At 58.0% G+C, this 13,478-nt stretch carries 12 protein-coding genes; 5 read left to right on the top strand and 7 right to left on the bottom strand.

Annotated features, from left to right (window positions below):
- Positions 1 to 2: 2 nt before the first annotated feature.
- The 3 genes from FCN51_RS16410 to FCN51_RS16400 all read left to right on the top strand — a co-directional run bounded on the left by FCN51_RS16410 (position 3) and on the right by FCN51_RS16400 (position 2,146).
- A complete protein-coding gene (locus FCN51_RS16410; protein ID WP_160256367.1) occupies positions 3 to 1,169 on the top strand; it encodes an acetoin dehydrogenase dihydrolipoyllysine-residue acetyltransferase subunit in 1,167 nt (388 codons plus the stop codon).
- A gap of 202 nt (positions 1,170 to 1,371) precedes the next feature.
- Positions 1,372 to 1,926, top strand: coding sequence for an Hsp20/alpha crystallin family protein (locus FCN51_RS16405; RefSeq protein WP_012812589.1), 555 nt, complete (start codon positions 1,372 to 1,374; stop codon positions 1,924 to 1,926).
- Between the two features lie 28 nt (positions 1,927 to 1,954).
- Positions 1,955 to 2,146, top strand: coding sequence for a hypothetical protein (locus FCN51_RS16400; RefSeq protein WP_012812590.1), 192 nt, complete (start codon positions 1,955 to 1,957; stop codon positions 2,144 to 2,146).
- A 271-nt stretch (positions 2,147 to 2,417) separates the two neighbouring features.
- On the opposite strand, the gene FCN51_RS16395 is transcribed toward FCN51_RS16400, so the two are convergent.
- The 6 genes from FCN51_RS16395 to FCN51_RS16370 all read right to left on the bottom strand — a co-directional run bounded on the left by FCN51_RS16395 (position 2,418) and on the right by FCN51_RS16370 (position 9,694).
- Positions 2,418 to 3,701: an NAD(P)/FAD-dependent oxidoreductase gene (locus FCN51_RS16395; RefSeq protein WP_003622433.1), complete on the bottom strand. Its 1,284-nt coding sequence runs from the start codon at positions 3,699 to 3,701 to the stop codon at positions 2,418 to 2,420.
- Positions 3,702 to 3,835: 134 nt separating this feature from the next.
- Complete coding sequence (locus FCN51_RS16390) at positions 3,836 to 4,891, bottom strand: WD40 repeat domain-containing protein (RefSeq protein ID WP_160256366.1); 1,056 nt, start codon at positions 4,889 to 4,891, stop codon at positions 3,836 to 3,838.
- Complete coding sequence (locus FCN51_RS16385; RefSeq protein WP_124305702.1) at positions 4,888 to 5,892, bottom strand: CobW family GTP-binding protein; 1,005 nt, start codon at positions 5,890 to 5,892, stop codon at positions 4,888 to 4,890. The genes FCN51_RS16390 and FCN51_RS16385 overlap by 4 nt, the downstream gene beginning before the upstream one ends.
- Before the next feature lie 87 nt (positions 5,893 to 5,979).
- Complete coding sequence (locus tag FCN51_RS16380; RefSeq protein ID WP_012812591.1) at positions 5,980 to 7,446, bottom strand: chloride channel protein; 1,467 nt, start codon at positions 7,444 to 7,446, stop codon at positions 5,980 to 5,982.
- Between the two features lie 52 nt (positions 7,447 to 7,498).
- Positions 7,499 to 8,464, bottom strand: a complete 966-nt coding sequence (locus FCN51_RS16375; protein ID WP_124295109.1) for a cation diffusion facilitator family transporter — start codon at positions 8,462 to 8,464, stop codon at positions 7,499 to 7,501.
- 60 nt (positions 8,465 to 8,524) lie between these two features.
- A complete protein-coding gene (locus tag FCN51_RS16370) occupies positions 8,525 to 9,694 on the bottom strand; it encodes a cation diffusion facilitator family transporter (RefSeq protein ID WP_160256365.1) in 1,170 nt (389 codons plus the stop codon).
- 206 nt (positions 9,695 to 9,900) lie between these two features.
- On the opposite strand from FCN51_RS16370, the gene FCN51_RS16365 reads away from it, so the two are divergent.
- Positions 9,901 to 11,559: an NAD(P)/FAD-dependent oxidoreductase gene (locus FCN51_RS16365; RefSeq protein ID WP_160256364.1), complete on the top strand. Its 1,659-nt coding sequence runs from the start codon at positions 9,901 to 9,903 to the stop codon at positions 11,557 to 11,559.
- A 31-nt stretch (positions 11,560 to 11,590) separates the two neighbouring features.
- Here FCN51_RS16365 and FCN51_RS16360 read toward each other — a convergent pair whose 3' ends face one another.
- Positions 11,591 to 12,388: an alpha/beta fold hydrolase gene (locus tag FCN51_RS16360; RefSeq protein ID WP_003629041.1), complete on the bottom strand. Its 798-nt coding sequence runs from the start codon at positions 12,386 to 12,388 to the stop codon at positions 11,591 to 11,593.
- Positions 12,389 to 12,637: 249 nt separating this feature from the next.
- Between FCN51_RS16360 and FCN51_RS16355 the strand changes: the two genes are divergently transcribed.
- Entirely contained in the window at positions 12,638 to 13,453 is an 816-nt protein-coding gene (locus FCN51_RS16355; RefSeq protein ID WP_160256363.1) for a universal stress protein, read from the top strand.
- The last annotated feature ends 25 nt before the right edge of the window (positions 13,454 to 13,478 follow it).

Raw genomic sequence — 13,478 nt, 5'->3', positions numbered from 1 at the left:
CCATGTCCAACACCATTACAGCCCTCACCATGCCCAAGTTCGGTTTGGCCATGACAGAAGGCAAGCTGGCATCATGGACGGTGCCAGTTGGCCAGAGCGTGCAGCAGGGTGATGAACTGGCGGATATTGAAACCACCAAAATTACCAGCAGTTATGAAAGCCCCGCCGCAGGTGTGCTGCGCAAACAGGTGGCAGAGGCGGGGGAAACCCTGCCCGTGGGCGCACTGATTGGCGTGCTGGCTGATGCCGAAACGCCCGATGTGGATATTGAAGCCTTTATCAAGAACTTTCATGCCGAAAACCCGCAGGATGCCGCTGCCACGGAGGATGCCAACGCCGGGGAACCCAAGCCGGTAACGGTGGGGGAACACACGCTGAATGTGCGTGATGTGGGCACACATACGGGCACGCCCATTGTGCTGGTGCATGGTTTTGGCGGAGATATTAGCAACTGGCTGCTCACGCAGGATGCCTTGGCCGCAGACAGACGCGTGATTGCGTTTGACCTGCCGGGGCATGGGGCTTCCTCCAAAAACGTGGGCACAGGCACGCTGGCGTTTTTGGCCGGTGTGGTGAGCGAATTGCTGAAAACCCTTAAAATAGAAAAAGCCCATGTGGTGGGCCATTCTCTGGGTGGCGGCATTGCGCTGACCCTGCTGCGAGACCACCCCGATCAGGTTGCCAGCCTGAACCTTCTGGCCCCCGCCGGGTTGGGCAAGGATGTGAATTCAGATTTCATCAGCGCGTTTGTGGATAGTGAAAGCAGCCGCGATATGAAAGCTGTTTTGCAAATGCTGGTGCATAACAAAGCCCTTGTGGGCCGGAAGATGGTGGATGCCGTGCTACGTGCCCGCCGGTTGGATGGTGCGCGTGATGCCCTGCACGTTATTGCCAAGGCGTGCTTCCCCAACGGGCATCAGGCGGATGATCTGCGCCCGGTCTTGGCCGGGGCGGAAACACCCACCCAGATTTTCTGGGGCAAGGAAGATGAAATTCTTTCTGTTTCCAACGCATCTGGCCTGCCAGATGTTATTCCCGTAACGGTGTATGAAGAAACAGGCCATCTGCCGCAGCTTGAACGCGCAACAGATGTTAACAAAGCCATTGCCGTGTTTGTAAAAGACCCCGAAGCCGCGCTGAGCATGGCCCGGATGGACGCTACAGCCTAACCCCCAAAATCTCCCCAATACGCCCGATCATGCAGATGCCTTCTATACGTAAAGTGTAGAGGGCATCTGCATATTGTTTGTTAAAAACGCTGCATTGTTCTTTAGATATGGGAAGCGATGTTATGACATGCACGCATTTCCGGCACGCTGAATCAGGGCATGTAAAATTGATCTGGATCAAGGGAGGGGCGATCAGAAAGCGGTGATACTCCTAAGCGTGATCACAAGGGTGCCGCGTGCCGGGCCCTTGTGCCAGAACAAGGAGGATAAAATGACCAGTTATGTGAATACGGGCCGCTCCCCAGTTGTGCGCGTTCCTGTTGGCACTGTACGGGTGGCAGATCCGTTTTCTGTTCTGCAGCGGCAGATGAGCCGTTTGTTTGAAGATTTTAAAACACCAGAAGGGGCCGCAGCAGCCACAAGCCGCTTGGGTGCCACCGATATTACAGAAAATGCCAGTGCTTACGTGGTTGCCACGGAAGTGCCGGGCTGTTCTGAAAATGACATCAAGCTGGGCACAGCCAACGGGCTGCTGACCATTAGTGGCGAAAAGAAAAAGCCAGAACTGGAAGAAGGCACAAAGCACCACGTTGCAGGCCGCCAGTTTGCCGCTTTTGAAGATTCCTTTGCCATTCCTGAAGATGTGGACGTGGATAAAATTTCTGCCACCATCAAAAACGGTGTGCTGACAGTAACCATGCCCAAAAAAGCGGAAGCCAAACCGGCAGAACGCCAGATTGCCATTAAGGCAGGCTGAAAAAACAGGCGGGGTGTTTAACCCCGCCATGAAAGATAGATTGATGAGCACGAAAAATAAAACGGTACAGATCGACAGCACCAAATACGAAATGCTGGGTGTTATCAATGATGGTGACAGCAAGGTGCGGTTGAAAGATAGCGCAGGCAAGGTGGAGGAAATGACAAGTGATTCCTTCATTACTCTGCTGAATGAAGGCAAGGCTAAGTATCTGGACTAATCAGATAGCCGGATAGAAAAGCTGTTGGCACGGCAGGGTGCATAAAGGCCCGCATTGTGGGGTTTATCCAACACACAAAGCAGGCGCTTTAAAAATACAGGGGGCAGGCAGGATGCGGTGAACCTGTCTGGTCTGGCTCTTATACGGGTGGGCCGCCCCTGTGTGGCAGGTTTGCGTTATCAGGTTCCCGCACTGGCTGATGTTTTAAACAGGCCGGTGCGGGAATGCTTTTTTATAAACCGCGTATTTATGGGCGGTGTTAAGTTTTAGCTTAGTCCATCCGCACGGGTGGGCGCACAAAGCCATCCAGCCAATCCGTAAAGCAGGCAATCATGCCGCGGAATGGCCCATACAGTTCAAACTGATGTTGCCGGTACAGCGCCATATGGCCAAGCCGTGCGCTAAGGCCGTGCATAAAGCCGCCGCCAAAGGTTTTGCCATCTGCAAAAGCGCCCCAGCCGTTGTAATCCCCCAAAGCCACAATGGCCCCACGGTTTTTGAACTTAAAGGCGGGCACGGGCTTTTTGTTAAAGATAAAGCCCGGCAGATAGCGTGCCAGATGATGTGCCTGCTGGCGGGCCACCTGTGCGGTGGGGGCAAGCGGGCTATCGCTAATAAAGGCGCAATCGCCCACAGCAAAAATGCTGTCATCCAGCGTGGTCTGCAAATTGGGGCGCACCAAAAACTGGCCACCACGCCCACATTCCAGACCATCCATCTGGCGCGTCACATCCGGGGCCTTTACGCCAGCCGCCCAAACGCGGAACTGCGCATCCACACGGGTGCCATCTTTAAGCATAAAGCCGTGCTCATCCGCACCGCTCACCATTGTGCTGGTGAGCACTTTGATCTTGAGCGCTTCAAGCTGCTTTTGCGCGGCGGCGGACACGTTTTCGGGGAAGGCAGGCAGAATACGCGGCCCGGCTTCCAGCAATGTGACGCGCATTTCCGGCGTAACAGGCGTGAAGTTGTAAAGGGAGCCAATATCCAGCGCCTTGTGCAGTTCTGCCGCAAGCTGCACGCCCGTGGCGCCACCGCCCACAATGGCAATATCCAGCGGAGAACCCCGGCCATAGGCCTGAATAACCGCATGGCGGAAGCGCTCGTTAAAATTGTTGGCTTCTACAATGTTGTCCAGGAAGATGCAGTTTTCCACCACGCCCGGCGTGCCAAAATCGTTCGCGCGGCTGCCAATGGCAAAAATCAGCACATCGTAATCCAGATACCGCTCATCCAGCAGCACCTCGTGGTCTTCTTCTTCCAGCGGGGCCAGCTTCAGGCGCTTGGCGGCGCGGTCTATCCCGGCAATTTCACCATAGCAGAAGCGGAACCCATGCGCCGCAGCGTGGGAGATAAAGGTGATGCGGTCATTCTCGTTTTTGGCCGTGCCTGCGGCAAAGCAGTGCAACATGGGCTTCCACACATGGCTGAAGCCCTTGTCCACCAATGTAATATCCAACTTGCCGGAGCGCCCAAGGCTGTTGCCCAGCCGCGTTGCAATAGCCATGCCTGCAACACCGCCGCCAACAATAACCACCCGAAACCGATCACTCATCCCACAATATCCCCCTTGCTCCGCACCATGCGGTGCGGAGGAGTGCCGTGCAATCCACTACTTGTTGATCTCACGCACCCGTTTATTGTGTTCTACCGTGGTACGCGCCGTTTTGATGACCGAAGTCGGCGTAATCAGGAAGCGGCTAAATCCACCACACCAATTACACCTTCCTCGGTGCCAAAACCCAGCGTGCAGCCATCTGGGCTATAGGCCAGCGCCGTAATGGCCCCCGCCTTGCCCAATGATACGGGCAGAACCCGCTGGGTAGATGGTTCCATCATTACAACGGTACCATCCGCAAAGCCAGCGGCCACAACCTCCTGCTCTGGATGAAAAGCCACGCGGGTGCACAGCGCACCGCCTGCGCCCGGCAGTTCCATGGGCGGTTTGCCCATGGGGCCACCCCCAAAGAACGGCCACATCACAACGATGTCAGCCCCACTGGTGGCCAGCCATTTGCCGTTTTTGGAAAAGGAGAGCGAGCGCACCTTGGTGGGGTAGCCGCTCATGCGCATGTTGTGGCCATCGGCCAGCCGCCAGCCGTGCAGGTCATTATCCTGCATGGCGGTGACTACGGCATCACCCGCCGGGTGCATGGCAATATCAAGGTGGCTGCCTTTCCATTCCAACTGGCGTGGCTTGCCATCCTTGGATTGGGTGAACCACACGGAAACACCATTGTAGTGCGAAACCGCAATGCGCTTGCCTTTGGGGTCAAACACAATGCCGCCCACGGTGGTGGGATGTTCCAGCGTGCGGGTTACGGTGCGGCCCGTGGCATCGCGCAGTTCCACATTTTTGCCCGCAGCGGCGGCAATCACGGCAGATTTGGCATCTACATAGGTGGTAATATGTTCCACCCAGCGGCGGCCCTTGCCCAGTTCCTCAATCTCGCCAGATGGATCAAGGCGGCACAGGCGGCCATCATCACCGCCCGTTAAAAAGCAATCGGGCAGCGTATCGGCAGAAAGGGAGAGGGCAGGGCCATCATGCACGGCATAGGTGTTCCATGCCTCTGGCGTAAGCTGGTCCTCACGGTGCACCACCACCACATCACCTTCACCGGTGGTAAAGGCAAAGCGGTTGTTATCCCGCGTGGCGGCGCAGGCGGTAATTTCACCTTCCACCTTGATGTGCGCACCGCGTTTTTCAATAAGGCCGCGCAGGGTTTGTGTCTCGGTGCTCATGCGGCAATGCAGCTTTCAAGCCCGCGGCGCAGCTGGGGCCGGTTGAGGTTGCGACCAATGAACACAAGGCGGCTTTCACGCGGTTCATCTTTCTTCCACGGGCCGATGTTGTCTCCATCCGCCATCATGTGCACGGCCTGAAAGGCAAAGCGGTCGGGCTGGCCTGCAAAATCCAGAATGCCCTTGGTGCGCAGGATATCGCCGCCCTTTTCCTGCAACAATGCGCCAATCCATGCCTGAAAGCGCCCGGCATCCAACGGCTGCTTGACGGTAAGGGAAACGCTGGTGATATCCCCTTCATGGTGGTGTTCTGGCGTGTGTTCCAGAAAATCCGGGGTGTTTTCCAAAACGCGTTCCAGATCAAACCCGCCACGGTCCATCACGTCTGTCAGCTTCACGTTGCCTTTTTTGGCGGGGTAGATGGGCGCTACGGCGTTAATCTTGCGGATGGCATCTTCCACCGCCTTCAGCTCGGCGGCATCTACAAGGTCTGTCTTGTTCAGGATAATTACATCCGCAAAAGCAACCTGTTCGTGCGCTTCGGGGCTTTCCTTCAGCGTGGTTAGGAAGTTGCTGGCATCCACCACCGTTACCACGGCATCCAGCTTGGTTTTTGCGCGCACATCTTCATCGGCAAAAAAGGTCTGGGCCACGGGGGCGGGGTCTGCCAGGCCGGTGGTTTCTACAATAATGCCATCAAACTTGCCGCGGCGTTTCATCAGCCCGTTTAAAATACGGATCAGGTCTCCGCGCACGGTGCAGCAGATGCAGCCATTGTTCATTTCGAACACTTCTTCATCTGCATCCACAACCAGATCGTTATCCACGCCCAGTTCGCCAAACTCGTTAATCACCACGGCATATTTGCGGCCGTGTTCGGCTGTGAGAATGTGGTTGAGCAGCGTGGTTTTGCCCGCGCCCAAAAAGCCGGTCAGCACGGTAACCGGTATGCGGGTATCAGCTGCGGCGGCGCTTGCAGGCGCTGAAGATGCGTCGGACATCGGGAATGAACCTTTCCAGTACAAACAACTGTTGCAACATATAGGGTGCCAGAGCGCTCTAGGCCAGAACCCAAGCCCAGAGGCACATCAGCTCTGCTTTGAGGATGAGGCGCGGCGTGCGGTATCTGTGGCCGTTACCACGGATGCGCTGCTCTGTTTGGGGGCAGTGGTGCGCACAAAACGCACAGCCAGCGCACCATACAAAGCGTGGCTGCACAGGGTGCGGGACACACCAAAAGCCAAAAAGGCGCTGGCCAGCAAGGCAAGGGTGATCTGCTGGTTATCGCACATTTCCATCACAATAACCGTGGCGGTGAGGGGAGACTGCGTAACCGCGGCAAAATAGGCCACGGTGCCCAACAGTACCACGGCCCCCGGTGCGGTATGGGGCAAAAACTGCGCCACCCAGCCACCCATGCCCGCCCCAACAGAAAGCGAGGGTGCAAACAGCCCGCCGGGAATGCCCGAACAGTAGGATACAATGGTGGCCAGCAGTTTCAGCACAAAAAACGAGGCCGGATACTGGTCAGACCCCATAATGATGTCACGCGCCTGCACATAGCCTGTGCCGTATGTCATGCCGCCAGAAATCAGCCCGATAAAGGCCAGCACCAGCCCGCACAGGGCGGCAAATGCCACCGGGTGGCGCGTAATGAATGTGCCAAAAGCCCCCGAAATACCGCGAGACATGCGCACCAAAAGGGCAGAAAACCCGCCCCCACACAGCCCGCCGATAATGCCGCAGGCCAGCACGGCCAGCCAGCTTGTGCCCACCGGCACGGAGGAATAGGTGTGCCCGAAATAAGTATAGTTGCCCACAAGGGCGATAGCCGTAACACCGGAGATGACCACACAAGTCAGCATGGTGCCGCTGGTGCGTTGTTCAAAAGAATGAGCCAGTTCCTCAATGCCAAACACAATGCCAGCAAGCGGGGTGTTAAAGGCGGCGGCCACACCTGCGGCCCCTCCGGCTTTAATCAGCGCACGTTGGCGGGTGAGGTCTGTAATGCCCATGTAATGCCCCACCGTGTGCATGATGGAAGCACCCACCTGCACGGTTGGCCCTTCTCGGCCAATGGAGGCGCCAGAAAGCAGGCCAAGGCATGTCAGCAGGATTTTGGCAAAGGCAATGCGCAGGGAGAGCACTTTATCAACAATGGTAATGTTGTTGAGGTGCATGCACGCAATGGCCTGCGGAATACCGCTGCCCTGTGCGCCCCTAAACCATGTGCGCGTCAGCCACGTAGAAAGTGCCAGCCCACCAGGGGTAACCAGCAACATCAGCAACGGGCTTATTTTTAAAATGTGGTCGCGCACATGGGCGGCGGCATCGGCCAGCGTGGCAAAGCCCACGGCCACCACACCCACCATAATGGCGCCAGACCAGTAAATAAATTTTCTGCGCCAGTTTACGGTGCCCGCTTTGGCATGTTCTCGCAAATGACGAAGGGATTCAGTCGTGGGGAACACGCTGGCGGGCATGGGCGGCATCCGTAAAGGCATAAAGGGCAGGAAAAAAGGATGCAGCCGAGTGTAGCATTTCATGCACAACATGAAAGAGGCGATGTTCTTTATTGCCGAATATTTATGGCAAGCACCGCTTTTATTATGCGTGGGCTCCAGTATCGGGCAGGGCATCGGGTGCGGGGCAGGCTTCTGCCGGGCCTTTCCAGAACACAATGCCCTCGCGCTTGGCGTGCGTGTCTGGCTCAACATGAATATGCACCAGCGTGCTGCCCATGCTGGCGCGCAGGGCGGCTTCTATGCGGTCACAGATATCATGCGCGGTGTTTACGCTCATGGTGCCGGGCACAACCAGATGGAACTCCAAAAACGTTACAGCCCCCACAATGCGGGTGCGGATATCGTGCGCCTCAATTGCCCCTTTGCCGTTGGCGGCAATAATGGCGCGAATTTCATCCATTGTTTCGGGTTCGGGGGCTTCATCCATCAGCCCGGCAACAGATTCGCGCATCACTTCCCAGCCCACGCGCAGCACGTTTATGGCCAAAAGTCCTGCCAGAATGGCATCCAGCCGCACCCAGCCGGTAAGCGGAATAAGCGTAACACCCACCACAAGGGCAACGCCTGTCCATACATCGGAGAGCACATGCTGCCCGCCTGCCACCAGTGCGGGGGAGCGGCGCTTTTGCCCCACCCGCAGCATGATAAGCCCCCATGCCAGATTAACCACGGTGGCAAGGGCGTTTAGCCCCAGGCCAAGCCACGGGGCCTTGGGTGGGTTGGGGTGCAGCCAGCCATGCACGGCTTCATCGCCAATGACAAAAGCGGTCACCACCACCAAGGCGCCCTCTGCCACGGCAGAAAGATATTCCGCCTTGTGGTGGCCATAGGGGTGGTTGGTATCTGCGGGCAGTTCGGCCACGCTGAGCGCCCACAACCCTCCGGCGGCGGCCACCACGTTAATGATGGTTTCTAGCGCATCGGCATACAGGGCAATGCTGCCGCTGGTGGCATAGGCAGCATATTTCAGCCCCAGTGCAACAAAGCTGACACCAAGGCTGACAACAGCAATCCCGCGATTGCTGGAGGGAAGGGGAAGTTCTGGCACGTAAAAAACAACTCTGGCTGGCGTGGCGGCGTAAAATGCGCGGGGGCGCGGGCTGGCGTATCAAACAGTATGCGGGTCTGTTAAGGCGCAGGAGGGGGCGTAATCTGCGGCTTCTATCTGCAAGGTGGGGTGCACAATGCCAAACCGTTCACGCAGGGCGGCGGCGGCTTTTTCCAGCAGTGCGGTATCATTGTCTGCTGCCGGGGCGGAGGTGCGCACCAGGTGCACCGTCAGCGCGGTTTCCGTGGTGCTGATGGGCCAGATGTGCAGATCATGCAAATCCGCCACACCGGGCAGCGTGCGCAAGAAGCCCTCCACGGCCCCGGCATCCACTGTGCGGGGCACGGCATCCAGCGCCATATCCAGCGAATCCCGCAGCAAGGACCACGTGCTGGCCACCACCACAACGGAAATGGCAAGGCTTATGGCGGGGTCTATCCAGTTCAGGCCCGTTAGCAACACCAGCCCGCCCGCTATCACCACAGCAAGGGAGGTAACGGCATCTGCCATAAGGTGCATGAAGGCCGCGCGAATGTTGAGGTCTCCCTTCTGCCCGGAGGCAAAAAGCAGGGCGGTGGCACCGTTCACCACAATGCCAAGGGCGGCTACAATCATCATGGTTTTGCCAGCTACGGGGGCGGGGTCAAACAGCCGGGTTATGGCCTCCCACGCCACGCCGCCCGTTACCAGCATGAGCACCAGCGCATTGGCCAGCGCCGCCAGAATGGAAGACCGGCGCAACCCATACGTAAACCGCAAAGAGGGTGAGCGTTGGGAAAGATGCTGCGCCATCCATGCCGCGGCCAGTGCCAGCACATCGGAAAGATTGTGCCCCGCATCGGCCAGCAATGCGAGTGAGTGTGAGAAAAAGCCCCACAGTGCCTCGGCCACCAGATAAAGGCTGTTGGCCGCAATACCTATGGCAAACGCCTTGCCGAAGGAGGAAGGGGTATGCACATGGGCGTGCCCAAAACCGTGGCTATGCCCGCAGCTTCCACCTGCTGCATGATCGTGCCCGGTGTGATCATCATGCGCATCATGGGCGTGGTCATGATCTTCCGCGCTGCACGCATGCGTATCTGCTGCGTGATCATGCCCTGCGGTGCAGGTTTCTTCTGCATGGCTGTGTCCGTCTGTCTGGCCCGGCGTGTGGTGTGCATGACCACAGGCAGAACCCGCAGGCTGAGAAGGTGGCGTATGATCGTGCGGCGAAGGCATGGAAAGGCGCATTCCTGAATGAATGGGACACGAATAGCCGGGGTGGGTGCAAGCTAACAGGACCAACCCGGTCTGTCTTATTTATGTCTGCTAAGAAAGGCATGGAAGGGCAACATCTTTTTTGTGACCCACCAAGCCAATATTGCGCCACACGGCGGAGCGGCCTAGGGAAAGAGCAGATTTTTTTCACGGCTGCTTGAAAGGTAAGGGCACAGCGCATGCTCCGACTGACCGAATTACGGCTTCCGCTCGACCATTCGCCACAGGCACTGGCACAGGCCATTTGTGAGCGGCTGAACATCAGCCCAGATGCGCTGGAGCATTACAGCGTGTTCAAACGCGGGCACGATGCCCGCAAGCGCGTGGCTATCAAGCTGGTATATGCCGCGGATTGCACCGTGAAGGACGAGGCCGCCGTGCTGGCGCGTTATCGTGCGGCCCACCCCAAGGATAACCACGTGCAGCCTTCCCCCAACATGGAGTGGGTGCCCCCCATTACCAATGGGGCGGAACTGGCGGCAAAGCCCGGATACAAGCGCCCTATTGTTATAGGTGCCGGGCCGTGCGGGTTTATGGCCGCCCTTGTGCTGGCCCGCATGGGCCTGCGCCCGCTGTTGCTGGAACGCGGCAAGGTGGTGCGCGAGCGCACGGTGGATACGTTTGCCCTGTGGCGGCGCTCTGAACTCACACCAGAAAGCAACGTGCAGTTTGGTGAAGGCGGGGCCGGAACGTTTTCTGACGGCAAGCTGTACAGTCAGGTAAAAGACCCGCGCTTTTTGGGCCGCAAGGTGCTGGAGGAGTTTGTAAAGGCTGGCGCGCCGGAGGATATTCTGTATCTGGCCCACCCGCATATTGGCACGTTCCGCCTTGTTTCCATGGTGGAGCACATCCGGCGCGAGGTAGAGGAAGCTGGTGGGGAATACCGTTTTCAAACCCGTGTGGATGGGCTGGTGCTCAACCCGCAAACCCGCGCGGTAGAAGGTGTGCGCACGGCTGATGGGGAGGTTATAGACTCCGACCACGTTATTCTGGCCGTGGGCCACAGTGCGCGTGATACGTTTGCCATGTTGCAGGCCGAAGATGTGGCCATGCAGGCCAAGCCGTTTTCCATTGGGGTGCGCATAGAGCACCCGCAATCTGTTATAGACGTGGCGCAGTTTGGCCCCAGTGCAGGTAATGAGCTGCTGGGTGCGGCGGAATATCGGCTGGTGCACCATGCCAGTAACGGGCGGGGCGTGTATTCCTTTTGCATGTGCCCCGGCGGTACCGTGGTGGCGGCAACCTCGGAAGAAGGGCAGGTGGTCACCAACGGCATGAGCCAGTATTCCCGCGCCGAGCGTAACGCCAATTCTGGCATTGTGGTGGAACTGCGCCCCGGTGTGGATTACCCCGATGACCCGCTGGCAGGCATGGCCTTTCAACGCCAGTGGGAGCGCAAGGCGTTTGAACTGGGGGGTAAGGATTACCGCGCCCCCGCCCAGCGTGTAGGAGATTTTCTGGCAGGCCGCCCCTCCACCACGCTGGGGGATGTGGTGCCATCTTACAAACCGGGCGTTACCCCAACCGATCTTTCAAAATGCCTGCCGGATTTTGTAGTGGAAGCCCTGCGTGAGGCCCTGCCAAAGTTTGACCGCAAGATCCGGGGTTTTGCCATGGAAGATGCGGTGATGACGGGGGTTGAAACCCGTACGTCCTCACCCCTGCGTATTCCGCGCAATGAGGCCGGGCAGTCCATCAACACGCCAGGCCTGTATCCGGCGGGTGAAGGGGCTGGTTATGCGGGCGGTATTCTTTCTGCCTCCATGGATGGTATTCGCATTGCCGAGGCCGTGGCGCTGGACATGGCAGGCAAGCCCGTAACACTGCCGCCACGCTAATAAACTGGCGGCAGTGCGCGTTTTTGTGCCTTTAGGCCGTGGTGGCGTTTTCTGTCTGGGTGGCAAATTCTTCCACCAGTTCCATAAACCGGCGCGGGGCATCTGCATGCACCCAATGGCCTGCGCCGTTAATGGTTTCCAGCCGATAATGCGGGAACAGGTGGCGCATCTGCGGGTAATTGGTGGGCTGAATATAGGGTGATGTTTCCCCCCGGATAAACAGCGTGGGGCCGCTATACTGCGCGCTGGCGGGCAGTGTGGGCCAGCCCATCATGGCGGGCATGCCGGCCAGAATATCGTGCATGCCAATGGCCCAGCCGGGGTTATCCCCCATGCGGATGTTCTGGATCATCAACTGCCGCACGGCATCATTGGCAATAAGTGGGCGCAACAGCTCATCCGCGCTGCGCAGGTCCAGATGCGGGGGAAAGGCCAGCTTATCCAGCCCCGGTGGCAGGTCCATGCGGGCAAAGCCGCCCTGGCCGGGGGCAATATCCACCACCAGCAGGCTTTGCACGGCCTGTGGGTGAATGAGTGAGAGCATCATGGCAGTTTTGCCACCCATGGAATGGCCCAGCACCATGGCTTTTTGCATGCCATAATGGTGCATGGTTTCCAGCACATCCTCCGCCATGGCGGGGTAGCTCATGGGGCCGTGGGGGCTGTTGCCGTGGTTGCGTAAATCCATTGCCAGTGTCTGGCGGGTGGCGGCCAGCTTACGTTGCACAAAACCCAGATTGCGCGCGCGGCCAAACAGCCCGTGCAACAGCACAACCGGCGGCAGGGTAGAGGGGGCATCGGGGCCGCGTTCAATCACGTTCAGCAACACGGTGGCCGTATCCTTTTCTTGCGTAAGGGCTGGTGTAATTCTTGCGGTTGTGCCGCGCTTTGCCCCGAAATGCGAGAGGGGGCGGCATGTTTTTTCTTCACCTTCCAGAGAGAGGGCAGCCGTGGCACAGTTGGGGGGATGGGCAACCCTTCAGCCGGCAGGCACGTTTGGTGCGGATGCTTTCTGGCGCTGGCCCACCATAGGTGTGCGTGGTGACACGCCACAGATAAGAAAGGGAGAGCGCAGGCAATGCAGAGATGTCTTGTTATTCTCAGCCAGCAGGATCAGGCGGAAGTGCTGCTTAATATGGCGGCACAGTTTCTGGCCCGCGTAAATGGCAACCGTATGGATGTTCTGGCCGCGCGGGAGCCACCCACGCAGGTGCTGGGCAATATGGGCCTGACGGATGAAAGTGCCGCCGTGCTGCGTGAAAACCAGCGTGAATGGGCCGATAGCCTGCACACAACTTTCCATCGCTGGCTGGCGGAGGAATATGGTTCTGGCGCAGAGCGGCTGAACAAGGTGGAAGTAAACTGGCTGGACCCCGAAATTACGGTGGACAGAATTATTAGCGGTTATGGCAAGGATGCTGATCTGCTGATTATGAACTTTCCCGATAGCCGGGATAGTGACCAGAAAAAACTGGCTACCCGTTCAGCCATTTTTCAGACAGGCCGCCCCGTTCTGTTTGTGCCGCCATTTTGGGACCGCCCAAGTGGGGACCATATTCTGATGGCATGGAAGGATACAGATGGCTGCCGCAAGGCGTTTGCCTCTGCTCGTGTGCTGCTGGCGCAGGCCAAGCAGGTGGATGTGCTGCAAACGCCGGATTCCCCCATGCCCATGGATATCCTGCCCGGCATTACGCCCGAACGGGTGGAGCTAAAACCAAGTGATGATGCCAGCAAGGCCGCACAATCCATTCTGGATGAGGTCGATGCCCGGCGGGCGGATCTGCTGGTGATAGGCGGGTATCAGCACAACATGCTGTATAACCGGCTTATGGGCAGTGCTACGGATTACATTCTGGCCCACCCGGATGTGCCGGTCTTTTTGCAGCACTAACGCATATACAAGGGGGCGTATTGTG

The organism is Acetobacter pasteurianus, assembly GCF_009914215.2.
GTDB classification, from domain to species: Bacteria; Pseudomonadota; Alphaproteobacteria; order Acetobacterales; family Acetobacteraceae; genus Acetobacter; species Acetobacter pasteurianus.
Note: the sequence above shows the minus strand (reverse complement) of the source record. Positions and strands in the feature narration are given on the sequence as shown.

Excerpts from the sequence above, each read along its gene's own strand:
- FCN51_RS16410 (WP_160256367.1), top strand. The coding sequence starts at position 3 with ATGTCCAACACCATTACAGCCCTCACCATGCCCAAGTTCGGTTTGGCC.
- FCN51_RS16400 (WP_012812590.1), top strand. The coding sequence starts at position 1,955 with ATGAAAGATAGATTGATGAGCACGAAAAATAAAACGGTACAGATCGAC.
- FCN51_RS16395 (WP_003622433.1), bottom strand. The coding sequence starts at position 3,701 with ATGAGTGATCGGTTTCGGGTGGTTATTGTTGGCGGCGGTGTTGCAGGC.
- FCN51_RS16390 (WP_160256366.1), bottom strand. The coding sequence starts at position 4,891 with ATGAGCACCGAGACACAAACCCTGCGCGGCCTTATTGAAAAACGCGGT.
- FCN51_RS16385 (WP_124305702.1), bottom strand. The coding sequence starts at position 5,892 with ATGTCCGACGCATCTTCAGCGCCTGCAAGCGCCGCCGCAGCTGATACC.
- FCN51_RS16380 (WP_012812591.1), bottom strand. The coding sequence starts at position 7,446 with ATGTTGTGCATGAAATGCTACACTCGGCTGCATCCTTTTTTCCTGCCC.
- FCN51_RS16370 (WP_160256365.1), bottom strand. The coding sequence starts at position 9,694 with ATGCGCCTTTCCATGCCTTCGCCGCACGATCATACGCCACCTTCTCAG.
- FCN51_RS16365 (WP_160256364.1), top strand. The coding sequence starts at position 9,901 with ATGCTCCGACTGACCGAATTACGGCTTCCGCTCGACCATTCGCCACAG.
- FCN51_RS16355 (WP_160256363.1), top strand. The coding sequence starts at position 12,638 with ATGCAGAGATGTCTTGTTATTCTCAGCCAGCAGGATCAGGCGGAAGTG.